We start from the raw sequence: 22,825 nt of genomic DNA, 5'->3' as shown, positions 1-22,825 counted from the left end.
TCGAAAAGGCTGCTGTCAGCAGTTGACTCAGTTTTCCCGTTTGCGTCGAAGCGAAGTTACGTTCCGTGGATCCGCTGCTAGTTCCACTGTATCGGAAGTCATGACTTTTTCCCGTTGGCTATTACCTTGATTTTTCCCACCATACCCGCCTGGTAGTGGCCCGCGATCAAGCACGCGAAATCGAATTCTCCTGCGCGGTTGAAAGTCCAGACCAGTTCGCCGTTCCTACCGGGCCCCACGTGGGCCATATATGGCTCTTCGTGTTCCATATTGGGAAACTTCACCATCAAGGCTGCGTGCTCGTCGAGCACTTCTTTCGTGCCTATAACGATCTCATGCATCACCTTGCCGCTGTTTTTGACGACAAACTTTACGGTGTCGCCCTGCTTCACCTCCAACTTGTTCGGAGTGAAGCGCATGTTATCGGACATAGTCAATTCAACAGTACGCCTGGCACCCTTTGCATCGCCCGCGATACCCCACTCCTTTTGCTCCTTCCTAACTGGACCAGCTTTCTTGTTGTGGTCTTCACCTTCATGAGCTATGGCTCCCAAAGACATGACGATCAGTGTCGCAGCCAACAGTTGGTTCAAACGTTTCATTTCAAATGTCCTTTCAATGACACAGTGGGTGAGATAGCGGGTTAATGGCGGATGCGGCCATTTGATTCTTCGTCAGCGAATCCACGAATAGTGCGGTCTTCATCAGTGGCGAAGGCTTAAAACCTCCAGAGGACCGGGCAAAAGCTGCTGCGCGCACCATTGGCTAATGAGCGATCTGAGACAAGAAGGCGGCGGCGCGATCTGAGGTGCCACCAGTCGAACCAAAAAATTTTGCCACTGGCAGATCGTCCACGACCTTACCCGCGTCCATGAAGACAACCCGATGCCCAACCCGCTTGGCAAAGCCCATCTCGTGGGTTACGCACATCATGGTCATTCCCTCCTTGGCCAGCTCGGTCATGACGTCGAGGACCTCTCCGACCATTTCCGGATCCAGCGCGGATGTTGGCTCGTCAAAAAGCATGACGATTGGGTCCATGCAGAGGGAGCGGGCTATGGCCACGCGCTGCTGCTGCCCCCCCGAGAGCTGCCCGGGATGCTTGTTCTTGTGAGCCAGCAGGCCCACTCGCTCCAGGAAATGATGGGCCTTGCTTACGGCCTCTTCCTTAGGCCGCCCCAGAACGCGGATTTGCGAGAGCGTCAGATTTTCAGTCACAGTCAGGTGCGGAAACAACTCAAAGTTCTGAAATACCATTCCAACGCGACTACGCAACAGCGATAGGTTGGTTTTCTTTGCGCCGACAGAAGTCCCGTCGATCGAGACTTCTCCCGCCTGAAAGGGTTCCAGCCCATTGACGGTCTTAATGAGGGTCGACTTGCCGGACCCCGACGGTCCACAGACCACAACAACCTCGCCACGTGCGACGGACAGAGAGCACTCGGTCAGGACTTGAAAGCTGCCGTACCACTTAGAAACATTCTTGATTTCGATCACATTTCACCTCATGTCTCGGCCAGTCCGCGCCGCTTCTGCAAATAATTCACCAGCCAAACCCCGAGCGTGCACAGCGCCAAGTAAACGGCTGCCACGAATAAATACATCTCAACCAAACGCCCATCGCGCTGTCCCAACTTGCTCGCCGCGCCAAGGAAATCGTTCAAACTGATGACGTAAACAAGCGATGTGTCCTTCAATAGGGCAACCGTCTGGTTGATCAAGGACGGGGTCATGTTCCGAAACGCCTGAGGCAGAATCACGAAACGTAACGATTGCCAGCGCGTCAATCCGACCGACTGTGCCGCTTGCATTTGCCCACCGCGCACGCTTCCGATCCCGGCACGCATGATTTCACAGTAGTAAGCGGATTCCGCCAATGTAAATGCCGCTAAGGCCGAGTAGATCGCACCCACCGTGAGGTGGGGATCCCCTGTGAGTAGCCGCAACACAGGCGGCATCAGAAAGTAAAACCAAAATATGGTCAGGATCAAAGGGACTGAACGAAAGAGATTTACATATCCACCGGCGAGCATCTGAACCGATTTAGGTCCGAACATCCGCGCCATCGCTAGCAGCGTCCCGATGACGATACCTAAAACCATGGCTACGACCACCAGGAATAGCGTCATGGCCATGCCTTGCGCCAGATATGGCCACCCGCGTACTACCGTCGACCAGTCAAAGCTATATTCCATGTCAGGCTCCCAGCAAGCCGGGGACACGGCTACGTTTTTCAATCCATCGCATGAGAAGGATGACGCAGTAGGTCACGACCATGTAAATGAGGGTGGCCATCACGAATGCTTCAAATGGTTGGGCACTGAACTCACTGATTTGTCGCGATTGCCCGGTCAACTCCATCAACCCAATCGTGAGTGCTACAGCGGAATTCTTAAAGACATTCAGAAAGTCAGAGGTCATTGGTGGAATGACGATGCGAAAAGCCTGAGGCAGCAATACATAACGGTAGACGGCAGCCCTGGTTAGACCTACTGAGAGTGCAGCCTGCGTTTGTGACTTTGGCACTGACTCGATTCCGGCGCGTACCTGCTCTGCTGCTTTCGCAGCGGTGTACAAGGTCAGCGCAACGACGACAGTAAGAAACTGATTGAGCGTCGGATTCATCTGTTTTACTGCGTCGCCCCATCGCACAGGCAACAGTTCGGGAACCACGAAGTACCAGAGGAACAGCTGGACCAGTAAAGGAGTGTTGCGAAAGCAGTGCACATACACAGTTGCCAACCACCGAGTCGGCTTATTTGGAAGGGTGCGCGCCACACCGGCAACTGTGCCGAGGGCAAGTGCGATGAACCAGGACAAAAGCGAAATTCCTACAGTCCAGCCCGAACCGCGCAGCACCATCTCCCAGTAGTAGCCTTCCCCCGTGACCGACGCACGAAAAAAGATGAGCCAATCCCAGTTGTAGTTCATCGAGAACCTTCAGTGCTCGGCATCGTCTGCATGAGTTTCACTTACTGAAACGGCTTGTCGTTCGGGTTTTTGAACAATTGCCACATCAGTTCTGGCACTGGCATCCCCACCGTCACTCCGCCCTTCACATTTATCTTCGACAGGAAGTACTTTGTGTAAAGCGTCTCCATTTCACCGCTTTTCATCATTTTTGCAATGACGTCGTCCACCACGGCTTTGAACTGTGCGTCGTCCTTGCGCAGCATGCAGGCATAGGCCTCCTGAGCCATAGGGGTGCCTACGACATCCCACTCATAGGGCTTGTTGGCGCGTGCGATGTTTCCGTAAAGAATGACATCGTCCTGCATCGCGGCTTGGGCGCGACCTGTCTCGACCATCAGAAAGTTTTCACTGATATCTTTGGCCAGGAGGACGTTGACGCCCCAGCCGTTTTTCTCGTTGGCCTGGCGCAGTAACCGCTCTGCGGTAGTTCCAGCGCTGACAACTACGTTTTTGCCGACCAAATCGGCCCAATATTTGATGCCCGAATTCTTTCGCACCAGCAGACGGGCACCGACCACAAAAAATGTGTTGGAAAACCCTACCTGCCGCTCACGCTCCAAGTTGTGAGTTGTAGAACTGCATTCGAGGTCGAGCGTTTGGTTCGCAACCAACGGTATGCGAGTTTGCGGAGTGACCTCCATCGTTTTAACTTGGACATTCGACAATTTCAGGTCTTTTTTAACCCGCTCAACCACACGCTGGGCGATCTCCCAAGAGTAACCAGCTTGCTTGTTTGCGTCGTCCAAGTAGTTGAACGGAACGGACGCGCCACGGGTACCCAGCGTAATGGTGCCGGTGTCACGGATTTTGGCTAGCGTTCCCGTCAACGGCTGCGCCACAGCTGGAGTGTTGGAAGGAGCAACCTGCTTGGGTTGCTGCTTTGCTGCCGGTTGGGCAGCCAGACCGCCTGCGCAGCAGGCAAGGAACACTGCCGCAAAGATGGGGCGCGGAAGGTGAAGGTGAAAGGTCATGCTGTACTCCTAAGATTTTGTGGGCGAGATCAATTGACAGAAGCAGAAGCTATCGGGACGGGAAGATCTAAGCTTTCGCTAAAGTGCCCCGGTGGCGGTGCATGTTCCAGACGATCCAGAGCGCCTCGGATATCTGAGAATAGATCGTCCATCCGTTCAAAGCCGACATGGAACCGAACAACGTATTCACCAGGCGCCCAACCGTCGATACTTCGCGTGGGAGCGGGTTCCGCCAGAGCAACCAAGCTGTGGCTGCTGCCCCAGCTAGCGCCAATTCGAAATACGGTAAGGCTGTCGATCATTTCGGTCAAGGCCTTGCGGGAGCGGTTTCGAAAGAGTACCGATACCAAACCGTTGCCAGCCGAAAAGTAGCGCTTAAATCGCTCGTGATACGGGTCACCCACGAGGGCGGGATTCAGCACCCGTTCAACACCAGGCTGCTCAAGCAGCCAATTGGAGAGGGACAGCCCACGGCGTGCATGTTCGGCCAAACGCGTTTCCAAGGTGGCCAACCCGCGCAATGCCATATAGGCATCGTCGGAGGACACTCCAGCTCCGATTGCAGAGACGAACTCTTTGATCCTGCGGAACAGTCCTTCGTCTTTGACCGTTATGGCGCCCATGCAGAGATCCGCGTGCCCTGCGGCATACTTTGAGAGGGCTGTGCAGCACACATCGACGCCGTGATCGAACATTTTTGAAGCAGCAAATCCCCAGCTGTTATCGATCAGCACAAGGGCCCCGGCTGCGTGGGCTTCGCGTGCGATGGGCTCAATATCCTGGATTTCCATCGTGTAGTACCCAGGCGACTCCAGCAGCACCACCTTGGTACGTGCTTGGATCAGGTCGTGTATCGATCCTGCGTCCGAAGGGAAGAAGCTGACTGAGATGCCCAAGTCGTTCAGTGCTTTTTGCAGGAATGCACGAGTAGATCCGTAGATGCAGTCAGCCGCTAAGACATGGTCCCCCGTTTTGCAAAACGCCAGCAAGCTATGCGTCAATGCCGCGAGTCCTGAGGGGACAACAACGCATCGAGTTCCGCCCTCAATGTCAGCGACAGCCTTCTCAAGAGCGCGAGATGTCGGAGTTCCGTACAGACCGTACGAATAGCCGTCGTACAGACGTTGGCGACGATCCAGGAACTCCTTGCTGTTGGCAAAGAGTATTGTGGAGGCGCGGTGTACGGGAACATTAATCGCGTCGAATGTCTCTTGCGCCGCACCCACTTGCTTTTGCTGATTGATCATTAATAAATGTTGTTGCGTACTTGGCGACCTATCGCCGCCAAGCACCGGTTGGATTCAAGAACAAAGGGGACTGGGCTGGAGGCGACTCATTTGGAGGGCGCGGCCTGAATCAGGTTGAGCGCCTGCTTCATGTTCTCCACTGCTTCCGTCTCAAGCGCCTCATAAACCGGCTTTTCGTGATTGAGCTGCGCGAATATCTCGCGGGCCTTAGCAACCTTGGCGGGATCGTTGATCTTGGGATTCGCCAACGCAGCCTCGAGCCGCTTGTATTCACTTGAGAGGAACGCCGGCTGCTCGCCCAGTTCGCGGAGGCCCGCGTTGGTGAGGCTTCGGATGCGAAGGAGCATCTTGATATCGGCCTGATCCATCTGGCCCTGGGCGCGCTCGAGCGCCAGTCGGGCCTGGATTGCCTCTTTGCTATCCAGCTTCTTGGTCGCGGCGAGCTGCTGGTATTTAGTGACGTCCGGGGTGAAATCGTGAGCTTGGACGGCTGATCCGGTCGCCAGTAAAGTGGCGATAACTGCTACTCGAATATTCATTTCTACATCCTCGTGGTTGGGTTTTGAACGCAAATGCAGTCTAAAAGTGGATCTATAAATTAATTGATAATATTGTTATCACTCAATAACCTAGACTTATATGCGCGTTACCGAGATCGAAACTTTTCGGGCCATCATGTCAAGCGGTTCGGCACGCAAAGCAGCGGCGTTACTGAGCGTGACGCAACCAGCGATCAGTCAATCGCTGAAACGGCTGGAAACTGAGGCGGGTTTTGCACTGTTCCAGCGCCTGCGTGGCAGGTTGCATCCAACACCTGAAGCGAAGGCTTTACTGGTGGAGGTCGAGCGAATGTTTGTCGGCTTAGGGGCCATTGAACATCGCGTTAAAAGTCTGCGGGAATTTGGAGTCGACCAATTGCAGGTGGCCTGCTATCCCGCCTTCGGGCTGGGTTTCATGCCCCGATGCCTAAAGCAGCTGATGGCCTCTTCTGCGAAGGGCCCGCGTCCTCACGTATCGCTGCAGGTCCTCAGCTCCAAGGAAGTGAAAGATCGGGTCGTATCTGGATTGGCTGACTTTGGGCTAATGGCTGACGAGGTTTCGGTGGATGGCCTGGAACCAACCACATTCGCAACTTTTCCGGGCGTGGTGGTAATGAAGAAGGGGCACCCCCTTGCGAGGCACAAGCAGATCCGGCCAGAGCAGCTTGCTGAGCTGCCCTTCCTTGCGCTGAATCCGGAAGATGCATCCAGGCGGAGGTTGGAAGCGAAGCTCGCCGAACACGGCGTCACGCTGTCGGTATCAATTCACACTCCCTACGCCGTCAGCGTGTGCGAGATGGCGCTGCACGGCCTGGGCGTGGGAATTGTTAACCCCATAACCGCTTTGGATTACGCTGACCGTGGATTGGTGGTTCGCAAATTAAGCGTGGACGTCATTTTCTCGTGCTTCCTGGCAATTCCTGCCGGTCAAGTCCTGTCAGGTACTGCCAAGAAATTTTTGTCCCTTATGCGTGCCCAGCTACAGGCTGACGAGCAGAAGCTGCGGGAGTATCTGAAAGCGGTGTAAGCATGTCTCCTCAATTGACGCATTGAAGGCTCGGGTACGGCGTGGAGTAGTCTGGTCGACTCTCGGTGGTCAAATACCCGTCCTCATGCCGCCTGGCTGCGGGTTACCGGCTAAGCGGCTTAGTGCAAAGCGACGGACGGCCAATCCACCATATAGCCTTCGGTTGCCGCCGCAATCAACTGGCCTATCTGCTGCAGATGCGTGTCCAGGTCACAGGTAGCAACGCCACGTAATTCAAACGCCGCCACTTCCACATCAAAAAGCCCCTGTTTCTTGCGAAACAGGGGCTTTATCTTTATTGAAGCTGCTATTGCGGCGACGATAGTCTCCATGGGTTAAGAAAGTCAGGCATCAAAACGAACAATGTCGTCTTCACCCAGATAAGAACCCGACTGGATTTCGATCATGTGCAGCGCAACACTGCTGGGATTTTCCAGGCGATGCTTTTGGCCCAGAGGCACAAAAGCAGACTGGTTCTCGGCCAAGAGGCTTTGCGCTCCATTGATCGTGACGAGTGCCTTGCCGCTCACCACAACCCAATGTTCCGCGCGGTGGTGATGCATCTGCAGAGACAGGCGTTTCCCCGGCTCAACCATCAACCGCTTGACTTGAAAGCGCTCACCCCTGTCGGTGACCTCGTACCAACCCCAAGGCCGATGTACTCGCACCTGGCGTAGCAGTTCGGATCTGCCGGCGCTCTGCAACTGCGCGACCACATCCCGAATATCCTGCGCCTTGTTCTTGTTGATGACCAGCACGGCATCGGCTGTTTCGATGACCGCCACGTTGTCAATACCGACCACCGAAACCAGTCGATGCCCGGCGTGAATCAAGCAGTTATGAGTGTCCGCCAACACCACATCACCTGTCACGCTGTTGTTGTCGGCATCTTTGGGCAGGGCTCGCCACAGGCTGTGCCAGCTGCCAATGTCACTCCAGGCGAAGCGGGCCTGCACCATCGCAGCCCGCCGGGTGGTCTGCATCACGGCATAGTCGATGGAAATGGAAGGGGATGCGGAAAATGCCGCCGCCTGAGGGCGTAGAAAGCCTGCGTTTTCGCTTCGCCCGTCCCAGGCGAGTTTGACGGCGTCCAGAACTTCAGGCCTGTGTGTCCTCAGTTCATCCAGAAATATCCTCGCGGTAAAAACAAACATACCGCTGTTCCAGAAATAATCGGTCTCCTGAAGCAGGCTTCGGGCAGTCTGCAGATCAGGTTTTTCAATGAAGCGATTGACGTGTCTTGCGCCCTGAAGTCCGTCAATCATGGCCCCCGCCTCGATGTAGCCATAGCCCGACTCGGGCCCGTCCGGCGGAACGCCAAAAGTACACAGCCACCCATCGAACGCAGCTCTCGATGCGGTGGCTATGGCTGCCTCAAAAGCTGCCTGGTCTTCAATAAGGTGGTCAGACGGCAAAACCAGCATCAGCGCGTCTGGATCGGTGGACGTGAGATGCAATGCAGCCAGTGCAATGGCAGGAGCGGTATTTCGTCCCTGTGGCTCAAGGCAGATGCAGGCGGGCGCGCAACCGGCCTGTGCCAGTTGCTCCCGAACCAGAGAACTGTGCTCCTCGCTCGTGACCACGATGGCGGCTTGCGCACCCGGCAACGCAGCCGCCCTTAGCGCAGTGGCTTGAAGCATCGACTCGCGCCCGGTCAGTGTCAGCAATTGCTTGGGGTATTCGGTGCGCGATAAAGGCCAGAGGCGGGTACCGCCGCCGCCGGACAAAATCACAGGGTACACAAGAGGGATGGCTGGCGACATATGAACAGTATTAGAGGCTACTCTGTGGGCTTGAGGCTCCCGGTCAGCCTTTGCAGCTTCGCGAGATCTTCGGGTGCAGTTTGCGGTTGCAAAAAGCCCGCGCGTCCATGAACCTGACCGTTGGTGTAGTTGTCAATCCGGTCAAGGATACGGTGAGGATGCTCGGCTAATGTGGATTGATCCTTCAGGAAGACGGCTACATAGTCATTCCATACGTCAAGGCGCTGGCGGGTGGTGAAAGACTCCAACAAAACAGGGTGGTAGCCTGCCCTTGCGCCCCAGTTGACCAATGCCTGCCCTGAATCCGGGTAAAAACGCCAGCAATCGACCGGATAACGGTGAAACTCACCGTTAGAGGGCGCGTTCATGTAAAAAATACCCGACGGTTTGAGCACACGCAGAATTTCGTTGAACATCAGCCAGAAAAATTCAATGTGTTCGAAGCATGAGCTGCTGACCACCACGTCGACAGACGATGACTCGAAAGGCAGCCGGTAGGGGTCGTCAAGCACGATGTCAACGCCTTCACCGGCAGCAAAATCAACGCCCAGGTAACGGGCGCCGGGAGGACAGACATCACGCAATGAGCCGTTTACGTTCTGCGCGCCAACATCCACGATGGTTTTGCCTGTGGCGTCTGCTACATAGCGTTCGAAGAACAGGCGTCCGTTGTCTATGGCGGTGGGGTGCATCCGTTACTGCTTTCTGTTGTGCTTGTACGGAAGTGCCTGCAAACCACACGGGGATGCGCCGACACCAAAAAAAGGGCGGAAAACACACGTCCATATGATAAAGTCATTTGTAACAGACAGTTGTAGAGCAAGACTCGCTATTCGTCGCGATCCAATAGCTCAAAAAGAGAAAGTGGTTTGAACCATGCCATTGCCCACCTTTTACCAGTGCAGCCGCAGGTTTTCAGCAGTTTTGGCGTTGTTTGCCTGCGCTCACGCAGCCGCACAAACCGGCGCGACAGAGGCCCTAGAGCGCCAAAGCGATGAAGCTTTCCGTCAGGTGCTGCAGCAACCCCAAAACCTGCCCCTATGGTCCGCCTACTCGCAACTGCTGGTCCGACAGGGCAATTACGAAGGTGGCATTGCGGCGCTGGAGCGGCTTCTGCTGGAGCCCGATGCCAGCCCCAGCCTGCGGGTGGATATAGGCGTGCTTTATTACCGCCTGGCCTCCTATGCACAGGCGGAGGCCATGCTGCGCAGGGCGGTGGAAGACAACCGCCTTCCGGATGATCACCGGGCCCTTGCAAATGCGCTGATCGCCGATATCGCCAAACGCAGCCAGGTCTCACAGCTGAGCGGGGCATTCACCTTTGGCTTGCGGCACCAGAGCAACCCCCTGTATCGAACCGACAGTTCACAGGTGCTTTCGGGCGGCGTGTCCGTGCCCAACCCCCAAACCCGTGAGTCCAATACCGATGTCAATCTTGGCCTGCGCCTGCGCCATTTTTATGACCTGGAAAAGCAGAACTCAGCCGGAATCCAGAGCAGCTTCGGCGCCTACCTGACCCACTACGACTCGTCCGCCGGCAGCCAGGTCGTGGCCAACCCCACCAAGCCGTACGACCTGTTCGTGCTGGATTTCTCGACCGGGCTGCAGTTCAAACCGCTACCGGCGGACATGGCAAACCTGACCATCCGGCCGCATATTCTGTGGTCGAACGTCCAGGCCCAGGGAAAGCAATTTTTCGACACTTATGGTCTGGGGCTGGACGCCAGCTGGCTCGTCAGCGAACGCACTTTTGTCGAGGCCACCGTGGACAGCCAGCGACGCTCCTTTGCCAACCGCATCGACGTTCCCAGCGCCGACCTTCTCAGTGGCCGCGTGGACAGCCTTCGTGCCCGCTGGACTCACGAAATGACGGCGGGCCACACCGTGTCGGCCGACTACATCATGCGGCGCAATCGCACCGGGCGGGATTTTTACGACTCCGACTCGCATGAAGTCCAGCTGACGTATGCGTTGTCTTATGCCAGCCCGATATCAGGTGGCGGCAAATGGACGACCGCTGTTTATGGCAGCACCCTGCGCCGTACCTACGGAGGGGCCGACCCGGCCGTGAGCGCCAGCATCAAGCGGCAGGACCGCGAGTCCAAGCTGGGCATCACCCAACGGATTCCCGTGACACCGGTTTGGTCCTTGTTGTTCGCGCTGGAAGAGTCGCGCAACAATGCCAATATTGCGAATTTCAACTTCAAGAATACGACGCTTTCCGGCACGATTATTCGCAGCTTCTGAGGATTTAAAAAAATGCCGCCCTTATCCAACGATTTGTTGCTCGCAGCCGCGCTTACCAGCGCCATTCCTTTGGCCGCTGCCCAGCCCGTCACCAATCCCGGGCGCCCGCAGACCGGCGTAGCCACCACCGTCAAAACCGGCGCGGCGCGCGGCACCACCACGATGTACATCGACGGCACGACCAACCAGCGCTTGACCACCGACGCCAACAGCAGGATTCACGTGCTGTTTTCAGACCAGTCGGCCGTCACTATCGGCCCCGACTCCGAACTGGTGATTGCGAAATACCAGTTTGATTCCAAAGCCAAAGAGGGCCAGATTCTGATCGACCTGACCAAAGGGCTGCTGCGCGTGGTGGGTGGTCTGATCAGCAAAAAGACCGACACAGTTGTTCGCGCCGGCACAGCTACCATTGGTATCCGTGGGGGCATTACCATCGTAGAAACGGATGGTCAAAAGACCAGCGGCGTCTTTTTGTTCGGGCAGCGCATGTCTGCGACTGACAACAATGGCAACACACAGACGATTACCCGGCCCGGCTTCGGAACCAACTTCGGCTCCGGCCAGCCACCAGCGACCCCTTTTCGTATGCCGATTAGCGAACTTAACAGCAGGCTGCAACGGTTAGAGACTCCTACTGGGGGGAACCCTGGTAATCAGCAGCCGGGTGGTGCCCCGCCCGGGCAGTTGCTCAGCACTGGAAATACCCCGGGTGGCGGCAGCAATCCAGGCGACACCCTTGCAAACGACCGTTTGAAGAATGTCGTCGACACCAATAGCAACAGCAACCCCTCCCAGACTCTTCGTAATATTTTGGCCACGGGACAAGTCCAAAACCAGTCTTGAAACTGCTTTAGTGCAAATGCGCCAGGGTACAGGGCGTGACTCGGGCATCAAGACTTTTCTCCAGGATTTGACCGGTGATACGCGTCCTCTTCGTTTCTGATTACCCCCATCTTCCCGATATCAAGGGCGGGCTGCAGACCACCACCCATGACCTTTGCCTTGCCATGGGTGTCGTCGGTGCGGAGGTCGCAGTACTGTGCGGCCTGAACCTTGCTGCCGCGCAATCAGGGCCAGGAACAGCTGACCCGGACCACCTGACATTCAGTGACGAAGCACTAGGCTACCTTTGCATGCGGGCAACTTCGCCCGCTGCCGTGCTGCCTCTGGTTGCCGCCGCCTGGAACGCTTCCATCATTGTTGTGCAAAGCGGCAACGCCTTGTCGCTCATGGTGCTGGCCAGTTTGCGCACCGGCCGGCCTACCGCTGTTTACCTGCACAACGTGGAGGTGCATCAACTGGGCGGCATGCTGATTTCCGACCCGTCATTGCTGTACCTCGCCAACTCGGCTTTCACTGCCGATCGCTGGCGGGCGCTGTGCGGGCTGCATTGCCATGTGGTTGAGCCCGTGGTGCACGCGGAAAAGTACCTTACGTCGGGTGACGGCTCCAAGGTGCTGTTTGTGAACCCCACGCCCATCAAGGGTGTACAGCTGATGTTCGCGTTGGCCGAACATTGCCCAGACCTGCCATTTCTGGTTGTGGAAAGCTGGAACCTGGACCCGCACTGGCGCGCCTATTGCCAGCAACGCGCGCGCAGCCTGGGCAATGTGCAATGGCTGGAGCCCCAAGACGACATGCGCGGTGTGTATGCCCAGGCAAAGGTGTTGCTGATGCCGTCGGTCTGGGAAGAGTCATTCGGCCGCACCGTCATCGAGGCGCAACTCAATGGAATCCCGGTGCTGGCCAGCCATCGCGGTGCGCTGCCCGAGACGGTGGGTGACGGCGGGCTGACGCTGGACCCGCACGAGCCTGTCGAAGTCTGGGCAGAAGCCTTGCGCCAGTTGATGGGCGGGCATGAGTCGTTTGGCGCGGCTGCACGTTATCGTGCAGAGAGCCACGCCGCCGCTACGCCGCTGATCGCCGGACAGCTGCTGAGCCTGCTGACCGAACACGCCTTGCGGTAGCCGCATGGCCACACATCCCGCTGCGCAACGGCTGACGCAAAGCGCGTGGCAGTGCTTTGCGGCAGGTGATTTGGCGGGTGCCGTGACGCACGCCCGCGATGCCGTCAGGCTGGACCGGCTGTCTTCCAAAGCCTGTGCCGCTTTGGGCTATTTCCTGATTCAAACCGGCAATACTGAAGAGGCTGCCGCAGTGTTGCTGCCCGCCCTTGACCGCGCACCAGACGATGCGGTGCTGCATTGGTACAAAGGGTATCTTTTGTCGCGTGGCGGTGATACCGCCGGCGCTGCTGCGGCTTTTCAGCGCGCCTGCGTGCTGGATGCCTCTCTGGACGAGGCAGCGTACGCGTTGGCCTGGGCGCTGATTGACCTGGGGCGCATCGAGGATGCGGCCCATTGGGCGGCCCAGGCGCTGCACCGTGCACGCACACCGCAGCGCTTCATGCAGGCAGGCTGGATACAGCAGTTGCGCGGCGAGATTGGACAGGCGGCTCATGCCTACCGTGAGGCCATCAGCGGCTTTGATGCTCAGGCGCCTGAGCAGCTACGCCTTCATGTGTGCCTGGCGCAGTGCCTTCGGCATTTGCGGCGGCATGACGAGGTGGACGCGCTGCTGCGCAAGGCCTTGGAGCAATGGCCCGGCAATGCTGATCTGCTGGCTGAAACCATGTGGCTTGCGCATGCGCGGGGCCGTACGGGACTGGCGCTGCGGCAGGCTCGCGACATGGTGAAGGCGCAGCCGGACAATGCCGAAGCCTGGCACAGGCTGGGTGCATTTCTGCAGGATGGGGGTGATTTAAAAGCTGCAGACGAAGCGTTGTCCAAAGCGCAAGAACGCGCCCCCGGGCTGGCGGATGCGATCTTTCGGCGTGCACAGATCAAACGTGGATTCAAACAGTTCGAGGACGCGAAATTGCTGCTCGACCGGGTGCTGGGGCAGGAGCCTGAAAACGCGGCCGCGCATGCGCTGATGGCGCAAGTGCTGCTGGACTTGCAGGAAACAGTGGCGGCCTGCCGCCTATTGCACAAGCGTGTCAGGGTGCAGCCGCAGGTGTCGGAGCTGTGGCGCTTGCTGGCCGCGGCCCAACTGGGACGAGGCCGCTCCTCAGGCGCTGAACGTACTTTGCGAAGGGCGTTGCGGCTGGATCCGCATAACCTGGAGGCGCTGCGCATGCAATGTTGGCTGGCGCTGGATGGGGGGCACACGGCCCATGCGGTCGATATCGCCAGGCAACTCACAACCCGCGTGGCCAGCGATCACGCTGTGCAGGCCCAGGCGGCCATGGTTTTTGCAAAAGCCGGTCTTCTGCCCGAGGCACAGACCTGGGCAGAGCGGGCCGTGGCCCAGTCGCCGGCATCTGCTGAAGCGTGGCTGGCACTCTCGCATGTGCGCCTGAAGCAGCGCCGTGTAGAGGACGCGGAACTGGCTGCGCGCCAGGCCCTGCAACTCGAACCCGGACAAGCAAACAGCCTGCGACACCTGGGCTGGGTGCTGATGACGGCGGCCAGGTATGGCGAGGCACAACTGGCTTTCCTGCGCGCGATTGAATGCAAACCAGGCGATTTTCTGCCCCGGCTGGAGCTGGCCGAATCGCGTCGCCGCGCAGGCCATTTCGCGGCGGGTTTGCAGGACGCCAACACCATGCTTGCAGAGCGCCCCCTATGGCCGCCCGCCCTGCTTTTAAAGGCAAGGCTGATGGTCGAGGGCGGCATGGAAGGCGCGTTTGAAGCCTGTGCAGAATTGTTGCGCCGCGATGGCCGGCATGCCGATGCTGCCAAAGTGATCCTGCGCCTGGCCGGCCTGGGCAACGTGCGGGCGCGCCGGTCTTTGCCGCTGGTGCCCATTGAGGTTTTGCGCGGCGCATGGCGTGATGCCGTCGCTGGCGCAATGCATACCCAAAGCCAGCCCTGTTTCAGGCTGCTGGCAAGCGCGGCGTGCGAAGACCTTGAGGCGGACGACTGGATGGCGACGGCGGCACTTTACGCCGCATCACTGTCGATGCAGGCGGATGCGGCGACCCTGAAGCGGCAGGCGCGCGACTGGTACCGTGGACTCAAACTGCGCAGCGGCCTGGCGCCGTTTCCTGCCCATCCCATACCAGTACAGCAACGCGTCGCCGACCATCGGCCGCGAATTGCCTACGTGGTGAGCCAGTTGCACCAAAGCCTGCTGCGCCGCGTGCTGGCCGCGCATTCGGCTGACGAGGCGCAGGTATTTGTCTATACAAACCAGCCCTGTGCCGACTTGCCGCTTCATGTGCACGTTCAGCCGCTGGTGCCTGAAACCCTGGCCGGCTCCTGCGCTGCCAACCGCATTGATGTGGTGATCGACACGGGCGGGCTGCACCCTTTTGAAGGGCAGTTCGAATTGCTGCAGGCTTACGCGCGCCGGCTCGCGCCGGTCCAGCTGGGCTGGCTGGGTTGCTGGGGCAGCGCGGGCGGCCTGTTCGACGGATTGCTGGCCGACGAGATTTCAATTCCCCAGGACAAAACGGGTCTGTACGATGAGGCTGTCTTTCGTCTCGAAGGCGGGCGGTGGTGCTGGGACCCGCCGCCGGCAGCTCCTGAGCCTCGCCCGGTGCCTGCGCTCAGCCATGGTTATGTGACCTATGGTGTCTGTGTCCGCAGCCTCAGGTTGAGTGAGGCTTGCCTTGACGCATTCGCCCGCATCGTGGCGGCCACACCGGCATCCACCATCCGTTTTATGGGTGCCGTGGCGGACGATTGGCCTTTGCGCCGTGACATCCTGTCGCGCATGCGTTCGCGGGGCGTTGATGCCAGCAGGGTGTTTTTTGATCCCTTCCAGCCGCACGCGGCTTACCTGGCGTGGTTCGCACGCATCGACGTGGTTTTGGACGCGTTGAATGGTGGTGGCGGCCTGAGTCTGCTCGATCCATTGTGGATGGGCGTGCCAGTCGTAACGTTGGCAGGTGAATGGGCTGGCGCGCGGCAAGGCGCATCCATTCTGACGGCACTCAATTTTCCGCAATGGGTCTGCGATGACGAAGCTGATTTTTGCGCGCTTGCCGTGTCACTGGCCGGGGATCGGGCCGCATTGACCGTACACCGCCAGAGCTTGCGGGGCCGCATCAGCCAGTCACCGCTCGTGGACGGCCGTCGCGTTGCCGCGCAGATAGAGCAGATCTGTGCGCGCCTCAAAGCCGACAGCGCGCCCATTGCAGAAGCGCCTGATGGCAAGGCCCGCACCAAGGCGCATGCGCAATGGGCGCTGACCAACTGGCTGGCACGGCCGCGCAGCATTGAGTTGCCGGTGTCTGCCACAGGCGCAATGCCAGACCTGTCCGTGGTGATCGTGCTGTTTAACCAGGCTGGATTGTCATTGCGCACCTTGCAGGCTTTGGCAGACCAGCGCGGCGTGCAGTTTGAAACCATCATCATTGACAACGCCTCGGGTGACAACACAACGGAATTGCTTGAAAGAACAAGCGGTGCAAAGGTCATCCGCAATACCGACAATGCCGGCTTCATCCGCGCCGCGCGCCAGGGTGCCGCGTTGGCCACCGGCCGTTACCTGGTCTTTCTCAACAGCGACGCGATTTTGCAGGAAGGCGCGCTGGCGACCGCGCAGCGCGCGATGCAGGCCGACCCCAGCATTGGCGTGCTGGGCGGCCGTGTGGTGCTGACCGATGGCGGATTGCAGGAAGCCGGCAACGTCATTTTCAGCAACGGTTTTACGGTGGGCATAGGGCGCGGCGAAGACCCCTTTTGCCATGCCGCGCGCGCAAGGCGCACAACCGACTATGTATCCGGTGTTTTTCTCGTCACGCCTCTTGCCTTGTGGCGCATGCTGGGCGGCTTTGATGAAGCCTATGCACCGGCGTACTACGAAGACACCGACTATTGTTTGCGTGTCTGGCAGGCGGGGCTGTGCGTGGTTTACGAACCCGCGGTACTGTTGGAGCATTTAGAGGGCGGAAGCGCCCCAGGTAACAGCGCCCAAATCTTGATGGAACGCAACCGCGACCTGTTCTTCAATCGCCACGGCGACTGGCTGAAACACCAGCCCGCGCTTGCACCGCAGCGGCTCGACGGTGACCGCTGGCTCTCGCCGGAAGATCGCCCGCGCCGCCCGCGCATTCTTGTCATCGACAACGAAGTCCCGCACATGTTCAAGGGCGGCGGCCTGCCCCGGGCCCGGCTCATGCTGCAGGCGCTGCAGGATTGGCCGGTCACACTGTTTCCGCTATGGACACCGCATGACGACTGGCGCGCGGTTTATGCCTCTCTGCCGCAAAGCGTCGAAGTTGCCATGGGCTACGGGCTGGCGGGGCTGGAGGATTTTCTGGAGGGCAGGCAGGGCGTGTACGACGTGCTGGTGGTCAGCCGCCCGCCCAACCTGCAGGCCCTGCAGCCCTTGCGCTCGCGCAGGCCTGACCTGTTTGCAGGCATGCGGCTGGTCTACGATGCCGAGGCGCTGTTTGCGCTGCGCGAGATTGCCATGGCTGGCGTACAGGGCCGTCCGTTGACACGCGCTGCGGCCCATGACCGGGTCAGCACCGAGATCGCACTGGCGGCGGACGCCAGCGATGTGCTGGTGGTGTCCGGCCGCGATGCGAAGTACTTTGAGGCAGCAGGCCATCGCACCCATATCCTGAGTCACGGCATTGCGGTGCGCCGCAACGCGCCCGGCCTGGGCAACCGGCGCGGTCTGCTGTTTGTGGGCGCGCTGCACCCGGATACGCCCAACGAAGATGGCTTGCTGTGGTTCATTGATAAGGTGATGCCGCTGTTGCGCCTGCGCATGCCCACACCGCCCATCCTCTCCGTGGTGGGGGTATGTACTTCTCACAAGATAGCCGCCACGGCAGGCCCCGACATCCGCATCCTGGGGCCGCAGGAGGTGCTGGAGCCCCACTACGATGCCGCCCGCATATTTGTGGCGCCTGTGCGGTTTGCGGGTGGCGTACCGGCGAAGGTGATTGAAGCCGTGGCGGGCGGCGTGCCAACCGTTGCTTCTGCCTTGCTGGTGCGGCAACTGGAGTGGCGCGACGGTGTTGATATCCTGGGCGCGAAGGACGCACAAACCTTTGCTTCGGCCATTGCCAGGCTGCTAGTCGATGACCAGGCCTGGCAACGCCAGCAACGCGCAGGGTGGGAGCAATGCGTGCGGCGTTATGACCCGGTGCTGTTTGCCCAAACCCTGCGCCGCGCACTCATGCCGCCACCGGGGCCGGGGCTTCAAGCATGAAGGCCCACCCGCTGGAGCAGCCCACGCTACTGCGTTTTGGCCGCTTGATGGCCGATGGTAACCGTGGCCAGGCAGAGGCCGTGTTGCGTCAGGCACTGGTGCTGGAGCCCAATCTGCCCCTGGTCCACGTGGCGTTGACCAGGTTGCGCTGGCCAGGCCCCGGCTACCGCGACTGGCTGGCATGGCTGCACCAGCAGCTCCACCCGGCGCTGTATGTGGAAATCGGCGTCGAAAAAGGCGAGTCACTTGCGCTGGCCCAAGCGCCAACACAAGCCATCGGCATTGACCCTGCGCCCATGGGCGACCCGCTTTCCCGTTGCACCGCCCCCACGCGGCTTTACCGGCAGTCGAGCGCAGATTTTTTTCGCGCCCCGCCCGTCGGCTGCCTCTTGCATAGGCAGGGTTTCAACCTGGCCTTTGTCGATGGCGACCACCGCTTCGAAAGCGTGCTGGATGACTTCATCCGGCTGGAGCCGTGGGCCGCACCGGGCGCGTTGATCGTGCTGCATGACACGCTGCCTCTTACTGAACTCACCGCTTCGCCGACGCGACAATCGGGGTTTTATACCGGTGATGGCTGGAAGATCGTGCCTTGCCTGCGCGGCCTGAGGCCGGAGTTGCGGATGGTCACGCTGCCGGTGGCCCCGACCGGGCTCACGCTGGTCACAGGCCTGGACCCCACATCAACATGGCTGCGTGACCGGCGTGACGATATTTTGGCGACCTATGCGGCACTGGCAGCAGACAAGGTTATCGAACGGCCGGAATTTGCGGCGCGCCCTTTGGGGGCCAACGACTACGACTGGGTCAGGCGCTGGTTAACTGGTTCTGGTGAGGACGCTGGCGCGCAATCACGCAGCTGAAATGATGTTCCAGCCGGCCCAGCCGGTCCAGGTCGTCCTCGGCGTCGATGAGCGCCTGGAGCCAGGGCTTGGCCTCAGGCGCCTGAAAATTCTGCGCAACCTCGGCCAGCAGCACATGCAGCAATGATCCGCCATAAGGACGCTGGGCCACCACCTGAAAGTAGTTTGGCAACAGGGGCAGGATGCTTGAAGAGCGCACTGCCTCGCTCGGGTCCACCGCCACCACCTCGGCCACCGTGGGCGCGCGAAAGCCATTTTTGACCACACCGTGCTGGTTGGCCAGCATGCGTTCGGGCAGCAGGTTGGCCAATGCGATGAGTTGTGCCAGGTGCCGCTGTGAATACTGAAAGCGGTCCGGCCCCACATACTCGTCCAGGTAAAACCAGCCGTCCGGCGTGAGAAGCTGCGCCACCGACGCGTACAGCCTTTCCAGTTGCGCGCAATGGTGAACGCTGGACACGCCCAGCACCGCATCAAAACTGCCCGGCAGGAAGGGCGCCAGCCCGACGGGCAGCTCGTCCATGCTGGCCAGCACATAGCTGATGCCGTCCAGCCCAGCCGCATTTTTCCGGGCGACATCCAGCACCTTGGGCGATAGGTCAAACGCCACGATTTCACGGGCCCAGCCGAGGCCGTGCAGTTCACGTTCCAGATGGCCGGCGCCGCAGCCGAGCACCAGGATGCGGCGCAGCGGCAAACAGTCGGCGTCGGCCAGTCGCTTGCCAAACCAGGCCAGCGGTTTGACCGCTGGGTCACCGCTCACGCGGCGGTTGATCATGTGATGGATTTCCTCCAGGTGCGTCCATTGCTGGCCATTGGCCACCCAGGTGCCGGGGTCGCCCCAGGTGGCATCCAGCATGGCGGACAAATCGGCGTCAGGCATGGCCCGGCCGTTCGCACACCACGGTGAAGAGCTCGACAGACCTGCCCCCCGCCGCCGGTTGCGGCTGGGTGTGAAAAACAACCCTCGCCTCGGTAAAACCCAAAAGCTCCAGCGCCGAGATAAAAAACTGTGGCGTGAAATGCCACCAGGTGTGCACCTGGTCGACACCGCGGTGCGGTAAAAATGCGCAGGCGGCCTGCTCGCCCAGCGAGGCGTCGTAAACCTCTGTCACGATGATGGTCTTGCGTGTTCGCGCGGCCACGCTTTCCAGAAGGTCAAACGGCCGCCTGCAGTGCAGCAGCACGGCTGCCAGCAGACCGACATCAAAGCTGCCCAGGGTGTCGGGAATCCTGTACGGTTCGACTTCAACCATGCGCACCGTCGACTTCATCATGGCGTGCGCGTACCAGAAGGAATTGCGAACACGTTCGATACCTTTGGAGAAGTCGGCGCGCCAGGCGGGGATGTCAACGCCCTGCGACGGCACCACGTCCCAGAGGTGCGACATGGGTGGTTCCAGCGCCGTGACCTGGGCGCCCGCGCGTTCCATGCAAAAAGACAAAAATCCGCTGGCCGGGCCGATCTCCAGCACCGATCGTCCGGAAAAATCAACATGGCCGAGGTAGGGCTGCCAGTTATCGCGGAGGTCCCATTGCCCGACGACCTCTCCCTCCGGCAGCGTGAACGAATGGTAAAAATCGCAGTCTTCGAGCTTTACAGTGCGGGGTTGGATGTACATGAGTTTCGGGTTGGGGCCGTGGATCTGGGTAGTTCGAAATCTTACAATGCAATCTCAACAGGAGCATGCATGGGTTTCCCTCCCGGACACTACTATTCGTCGATTCCAGACCCCGACGACCTTCTGCGGCGGGAAAAGCAGATATGGGCGCCGCGACCGGGCCTGGCGGGTGTCGACATGCAGATACCGCGGCAACTGGAACTGCTGCAAAGCCTCCGGCCGCATCTGGCCGCGATTGACTACCCGGTCGATGCGCCGCCGGAGCCTGACCGCTACTACTACATGAACGGCATGTTCCCCGTTCTGGACGCCGAGTTTTTGTTCGGCGCCCTGTGCCTGCTCAAACCAAAGCGCGTGATCGAGGTCGGCTCGGGCTTCTCCTCACTGGTCATGGCTGATGCGAATCGCCGCGCGTTCGGCGGCGGCATCGACATCACCTGCATCGAGCCTTATCCGCGCGATTTTCTCGTTGCGGGGGTTGAGGGCATCACCCGCCTGGTGACCTCCCGCCTTCAGGATGTGGACCTGGCGCTTTTCGACCGGCTGGAAAGTGGGGATGTGCTGTTCATCGACTCATCGCATGTCTGCAAGACGGGCAGCGATGTCAATTTATTGTTCTTCGAGGTGCTGCCCCGCTTGAAACCGGGTGTGTATGTGCACCTGCACGATATCTTCCTGCCCGACGAGTACCCCAAGCCCTGGGTGCTGACCGAGGAGCGAAGCTGGAGCGAGCAATACCTGCTGCACGCTTTTTTGATGTTCAACAGCCAGTGGCGTGTGGTGTGGATGGCGCATTACATGTCCACCCGCCATGGGGAGGCCGTCAGTTCCGTGTTCCCGCGTTGCCCCGCGCTCGGTGGGGGCGGAAGCTTCTGGATGCAGCGCCTCAGCCCGGTCTCGCCCTGAGAGCCACGACGTCCTGCCCCATGCCGAGGGCCGGGATGATGGCCAGCACGTCGAAGTAGGTCTGCCAGGTCGCTAGCATGTAATCATGCGAGTGCTGCACGTCGACGTAGCAATCCGGGTCCGTCAACACATCCCGCAGCTGCGGGTTTTGGCCAAAAACATGGATACCGCTGAGATGCTTGTCCCGTTTGTTGCCACCTCAGTCCCGGTAAAGATGCATCTGTGCCTGGCCTGAAATCGTCATCAGCTGCACACCGCCAGGCCGCCCAGGTTCCTAGCCAGGTAACCGATTTGTCGCCCAGTGAAATCGGGTTACGCGTTGAGTACATGAAAAAGCCTCTGTTTCGCGAGAAACAGAGGCTTTCATTTGGTGCCGGAGAGATGAATCGAACACCCGACCTTCTCATTACGAATGAGCTGCTCTACCGACTGAGCTACACCGGCTTATTCTGAAATACAGCTTGCAATTATAGCTTGGCAGTTTTCTCGGCGTGGTACGCGGTGACACGTTCCACCTCGTTTTTCGAGCCCAGAATCACACTCACGCGCTCGTGCAGCTTGGTGGGCTGAATGTCCAGAATGCGCTGGTGGCCGTTGGTGGCCATGCCGCCGGCTTGCTCGATGAGCCAGCTCATGGGGTTGGCTTCGTACATCAGGCGCAGCTTGCCGGCTTTTTCGGGCTCGCGTTTGTCCCAGGGGTACATAAAGATGCCGCCGCGGCACAAGATGCGGTGCACGTCGGCCACCATGGCGGCAATCCAGCGCATGTTGAAGTTTTTGCCGCGCGGGCCATCTTTGCCTGCCAGCAGCTCGTCAACGTAGCGTTTGACGGGTTCGTCCCAGTGCCGCATGTTGCTCATGTTGATGGCGAACTCTTGCGTGTCATCGGGGATTTGCACGTTTTCTTCAATCAGCACAAACGAGCCCTGTTCGCGGTCCAGCGTGAACATGGCGACGCCATCGCCCACCGTCAGCACCAGCGTGGTTTGAGGGCCGTAGATGCAGTAGCCAGCGGCGACTTGTTTGTTGCCGGCTTGCAGGAAGTCGGCTTCGTCGACACCGCGGTCGTCGTCGGGCATCTTCAACACGCTGAAGATGGTGCCGATGCTGACGTTGATGTCGATGTTGCTGGAGCCGTCGAGGGGGTCAAACAGCAGCAGGTATTCGCCCTGCGGGTAGCGGTTGGGCACCACATAAATGCTGTCCATTTCTTCAGACGCCATGCCGGCCAGGTGGCCGCCCCATTCATTGGCTTCGATCAGCACTTCATTGGCGATGATGTCGAGTTTTTTCTGGATCTCGCCTTGAACGTTCTCGCTCTCGGCGCTGCCCATCACGCTGCCCAGCGCGCCTTTGTTGACGGCCTGGCTGATGCTTTTGCAGGCACGGGCCACCACTTCAAGCAACAGACGCAACTGCGCGGGGATGTGGCCGTCGATGCGTTGTTGTTCAACGAGGTAACGGGTGAGGGAGATTTTTTGGGACATGAGG

20 protein-coding genes and 1 tRNA gene are annotated in these 22,825 nt (G+C 59.3%); 7 read left to right on the top strand and 14 right to left on the bottom strand.

The genetic code is table 11. The features are described from left to right. Positions 1 to 98: 98 nt before the first annotated feature. From B0B52_RS20465 to B0B52_RS20435, 7 genes are all read right to left on the bottom strand, one after another. Positions 99 to 602, bottom strand: coding sequence for a plastocyanin/azurin family copper-binding protein (locus tag B0B52_RS20465; protein ID WP_077595508.1), 504 nt, complete (start codon positions 600 to 602; stop codon positions 99 to 101). A 163-nt stretch (positions 603 to 765) separates the two neighbouring features. Then, positions 766 to 1,497 (bottom strand): amino acid ABC transporter ATP-binding protein, encoded by a 732-nt coding sequence (locus tag B0B52_RS20460; RefSeq protein ID WP_077595507.1) that lies wholly within the window; start codon positions 1,495 to 1,497, stop codon positions 766 to 768. An 8-nt stretch (positions 1,498 to 1,505) separates the two neighbouring features. Continuing rightward, on the bottom strand, positions 1,506 to 2,195 hold the full coding sequence (locus B0B52_RS20455; RefSeq protein ID WP_077595506.1) for an amino acid ABC transporter permease: 690 nt from the start codon (positions 2,193 to 2,195) through the stop codon (positions 1,506 to 1,508). Position 2,196: 1 nt separating this feature from the next. Beyond that, positions 2,197 to 2,931 carry an amino acid ABC transporter permease gene (locus B0B52_RS20450; RefSeq protein WP_077595505.1) on the bottom strand — a complete coding sequence of 245 codons (735 nt, stop codon included), beginning with the start codon at positions 2,929 to 2,931 and terminating at the stop codon, positions 2,197 to 2,199. 41 nt (positions 2,932 to 2,972) lie between these two features. Next, positions 2,973 to 3,944, bottom strand: a complete 972-nt coding sequence (locus B0B52_RS20445; protein ID WP_077595504.1) for a transporter substrate-binding domain-containing protein — start codon at positions 3,942 to 3,944, stop codon at positions 2,973 to 2,975. Between the two features lie 29 nt (positions 3,945 to 3,973). Further along, positions 3,974 to 5,191 (bottom strand): PLP-dependent aspartate aminotransferase family protein, encoded by a 1,218-nt coding sequence (locus tag B0B52_RS20440; protein ID WP_077595503.1) that lies wholly within the window; start codon positions 5,189 to 5,191, stop codon positions 3,974 to 3,976. Between the two features lie 86 nt (positions 5,192 to 5,277). Beyond that, on the bottom strand, positions 5,278 to 5,730 hold the full coding sequence (locus tag B0B52_RS20435; protein WP_077595502.1) for a hypothetical protein: 453 nt from the start codon (positions 5,728 to 5,730) through the stop codon (positions 5,278 to 5,280). Between the two features lie 100 nt (positions 5,731 to 5,830). Here B0B52_RS20435 and B0B52_RS20430 point away from each other — a divergent pair, with 100 nt between their 5' ends. Next, a complete protein-coding gene (locus tag B0B52_RS20430; protein ID WP_077595501.1) occupies positions 5,831 to 6,757 on the top strand; it encodes a LysR substrate-binding domain-containing protein in 927 nt (308 codons plus the stop codon). Between the two features lie 119 nt (positions 6,758 to 6,876). Here the strand turns inward: B0B52_RS20430 and B0B52_RS20425 are convergent, their stop codons facing one another. The 3 genes from B0B52_RS20425 to B0B52_RS20415 are packed head-to-tail and all read right to left on the bottom strand — an operon-like array spanning position 6,877 to position 9,212. Then, positions 6,877 to 7,089: a hypothetical protein gene (locus B0B52_RS20425; protein ID WP_077595500.1), complete on the bottom strand. Its 213-nt coding sequence runs from the start codon at positions 7,087 to 7,089 to the stop codon at positions 6,877 to 6,879. A gap of 12 nt (positions 7,090 to 7,101) precedes the next feature. Next, a complete protein-coding gene (locus B0B52_RS20420; protein ID WP_077595499.1) occupies positions 7,102 to 8,520 on the bottom strand; it encodes a mannose-1-phosphate guanylyltransferase/mannose-6-phosphate isomerase in 1,419 nt (472 codons plus the stop codon). Positions 8,521 to 8,537: 17 nt separating this feature from the next. Then, positions 8,538 to 9,212 (bottom strand): methyltransferase domain-containing protein, encoded by a 675-nt coding sequence (locus B0B52_RS20415; protein ID WP_077595498.1) that lies wholly within the window; start codon positions 9,210 to 9,212, stop codon positions 8,538 to 8,540. 184 nt (positions 9,213 to 9,396) lie between these two features. On the opposite strand from B0B52_RS20415, the gene B0B52_RS20410 reads away from it, so the two are divergent. The 5 genes from B0B52_RS20410 (at position 9,397) to B0B52_RS20390 (ending at position 18,806) form a co-directional block, all read left to right on the top strand. Beyond that, the gene (locus B0B52_RS20410; RefSeq protein ID WP_077595497.1) at positions 9,397 to 10,767 is read left to right on the top strand and encodes a M48 family metallopeptidase; all 1,371 of its coding nucleotides are present in this window, start codon (positions 9,397 to 9,399) and stop codon (positions 10,765 to 10,767) included. 12 nt (positions 10,768 to 10,779) lie between these two features. Beyond that, on the top strand, positions 10,780 to 11,613 hold the full coding sequence (locus tag B0B52_RS20405; protein ID WP_077595496.1) for a FecR domain-containing protein: 834 nt from the start codon (positions 10,780 to 10,782) through the stop codon (positions 11,611 to 11,613). Positions 11,614 to 11,687: 74 nt separating this feature from the next. Continuing rightward, on the top strand, positions 11,688 to 12,737 hold the full coding sequence (locus B0B52_RS20400) for a glycosyltransferase (RefSeq protein WP_254425789.1): 1,050 nt from the start codon (positions 11,688 to 11,690) through the stop codon (positions 12,735 to 12,737). A 4-nt stretch (positions 12,738 to 12,741) separates the two neighbouring features. Next, positions 12,742 to 17,943: a tetratricopeptide repeat protein gene (locus B0B52_RS20395; protein WP_077595495.1), complete on the top strand. Its 5,202-nt coding sequence runs from the start codon at positions 12,742 to 12,744 to the stop codon at positions 17,941 to 17,943. Continuing rightward, on the top strand, positions 17,940 to 18,806 hold the full coding sequence (locus B0B52_RS20390; RefSeq protein ID WP_077595494.1) for a class I SAM-dependent methyltransferase: 867 nt from the start codon (positions 17,940 to 17,942) through the stop codon (positions 18,804 to 18,806). Before B0B52_RS20395 ends, B0B52_RS20390 begins: the two co-directional genes overlap by 4 nt. On the opposite strand, the gene B0B52_RS20385 is transcribed toward B0B52_RS20390, so the two are convergent. After that, positions 18,751 to 19,689, bottom strand: coding sequence for a class I SAM-dependent methyltransferase (locus B0B52_RS20385; protein WP_077595493.1), 939 nt, complete (start codon positions 19,687 to 19,689; stop codon positions 18,751 to 18,753). The genes B0B52_RS20390 and B0B52_RS20385 overlap by 56 nt on opposite strands. Further along, entirely contained in the window at positions 19,682 to 20,428 is a 747-nt protein-coding gene (locus B0B52_RS20380) for a hypothetical protein (RefSeq protein ID WP_168173604.1), read from the bottom strand. The genes B0B52_RS20385 and B0B52_RS20380 overlap by 8 nt, the downstream gene beginning before the upstream one ends. Positions 20,429 to 20,497: 69 nt before the next feature. Between B0B52_RS20380 and B0B52_RS20375 the strand changes: the two genes are divergently transcribed. Further along, positions 20,498 to 21,334 (top strand): class I SAM-dependent methyltransferase, encoded by an 837-nt coding sequence (locus tag B0B52_RS20375; protein ID WP_168173603.1) that lies wholly within the window; start codon positions 20,498 to 20,500, stop codon positions 21,332 to 21,334. A 368-nt stretch (positions 21,335 to 21,702) separates the two neighbouring features. Here B0B52_RS20375 and B0B52_RS20370 read toward each other — a convergent pair. Together B0B52_RS20370 and B0B52_RS20365 are read right to left on the bottom strand one after the other, a co-directional pair. After that, positions 21,703 to 21,778: transfer RNA gene (locus tag B0B52_RS20370), tRNA-Thr, on the bottom strand. 23 nt (positions 21,779 to 21,801) lie between these two features. Beyond that, the gene (locus B0B52_RS20365) at positions 21,802 to 22,821 is read right to left on the bottom strand and encodes a class 1 fructose-bisphosphatase (protein ID WP_077595490.1); all 1,020 of its coding nucleotides are present in this window, start codon (positions 22,819 to 22,821) and stop codon (positions 21,802 to 21,804) included. Between the last annotated feature and the right edge of the window lie 4 nt (positions 22,822 to 22,825).

Source organism: Polaromonas sp. A23, assembly GCF_002001015.1.
Lineage (GTDB): Bacteria > Pseudomonadota > Gammaproteobacteria > Burkholderiales > Burkholderiaceae_C > Polaromonas.
The sequence above is the reverse complement of the archived record's forward strand: the minus strand, read 5'-3'. Positions and strand labels throughout refer to the sequence as shown.

Bases quoted from the DNA above. Each gene is read 5' to 3' on its own strand.
- B0B52_RS20450 (WP_077595505.1), bottom strand. From the start codon at position 2,931: ATGAACTACAACTGGGATTGGCTCATCTTTTTTCGTGCGTCGGTCACG.
- B0B52_RS20445 (WP_077595504.1), bottom strand. From the start codon at position 3,944: ATGACCTTTCACCTTCACCTTCCGCGCCCCATCTTTGCGGCAGTGTTC.
- B0B52_RS20455 (WP_077595506.1), bottom strand. From the start codon at position 2,195: ATGGAATATAGCTTTGACTGGTCGACGGTAGTACGCGGGTGGCCATAT.
- B0B52_RS20390 (WP_077595494.1), top strand. From the start codon at position 17,940: ATGAAGGCCCACCCGCTGGAGCAGCCCACGCTACTGCGTTTTGGCCGC.
- B0B52_RS20375 (WP_168173603.1), top strand. From the start codon at position 20,498: ATGGGTTTCCCTCCCGGACACTACTATTCGTCGATTCCAGACCCCGAC.
- B0B52_RS20385 (WP_077595493.1), bottom strand. From the start codon at position 19,689: ATGCCTGACGCCGATTTGTCCGCCATGCTGGATGCCACCTGGGGCGAC.
- B0B52_RS20465 (WP_077595508.1), bottom strand. From the start codon at position 602: ATGAAACGTTTGAACCAACTGTTGGCTGCGACACTGATCGTCATGTCT.
- B0B52_RS20425 (WP_077595500.1), bottom strand. From the start codon at position 7,089: ATGGAGACTATCGTCGCCGCAATAGCAGCTTCAATAAAGATAAAGCCC.
- B0B52_RS20430 (WP_077595501.1), top strand. From the start codon at position 5,831: ATGCGCGTTACCGAGATCGAAACTTTTCGGGCCATCATGTCAAGCGGT.
- B0B52_RS20420 (WP_077595499.1), bottom strand. From the start codon at position 8,520: ATGTCGCCAGCCATCCCTCTTGTGTACCCTGTGATTTTGTCCGGCGGC.
- B0B52_RS20380 (WP_168173604.1), bottom strand. From the start codon at position 20,428: ATGTACATCCAACCCCGCACTGTAAAGCTCGAAGACTGCGATTTTTAC.
- B0B52_RS20415 (WP_077595498.1), bottom strand. From the start codon at position 9,212: ATGCACCCCACCGCCATAGACAACGGACGCCTGTTCTTCGAACGCTAT.
- B0B52_RS20395 (WP_077595495.1), top strand. From the start codon at position 12,742: ATGGCCACACATCCCGCTGCGCAACGGCTGACGCAAAGCGCGTGGCAG.
- B0B52_RS20365 (WP_077595490.1), bottom strand. From the start codon at position 22,821: ATGTCCCAAAAAATCTCCCTCACCCGTTACCTCGTTGAACAACAACGC.
- B0B52_RS20440 (WP_077595503.1), bottom strand. From the start codon at position 5,191: ATGATCAATCAGCAAAAGCAAGTGGGTGCGGCGCAAGAGACATTCGAC.
- B0B52_RS20405 (WP_077595496.1), top strand. From the start codon at position 10,780: ATGCCGCCCTTATCCAACGATTTGTTGCTCGCAGCCGCGCTTACCAGC.
- B0B52_RS20410 (WP_077595497.1), top strand. From the start codon at position 9,397: ATGCCATTGCCCACCTTTTACCAGTGCAGCCGCAGGTTTTCAGCAGTT.
- B0B52_RS20435 (WP_077595502.1), bottom strand. From the start codon at position 5,730: ATGAATATTCGAGTAGCAGTTATCGCCACTTTACTGGCGACCGGATCA.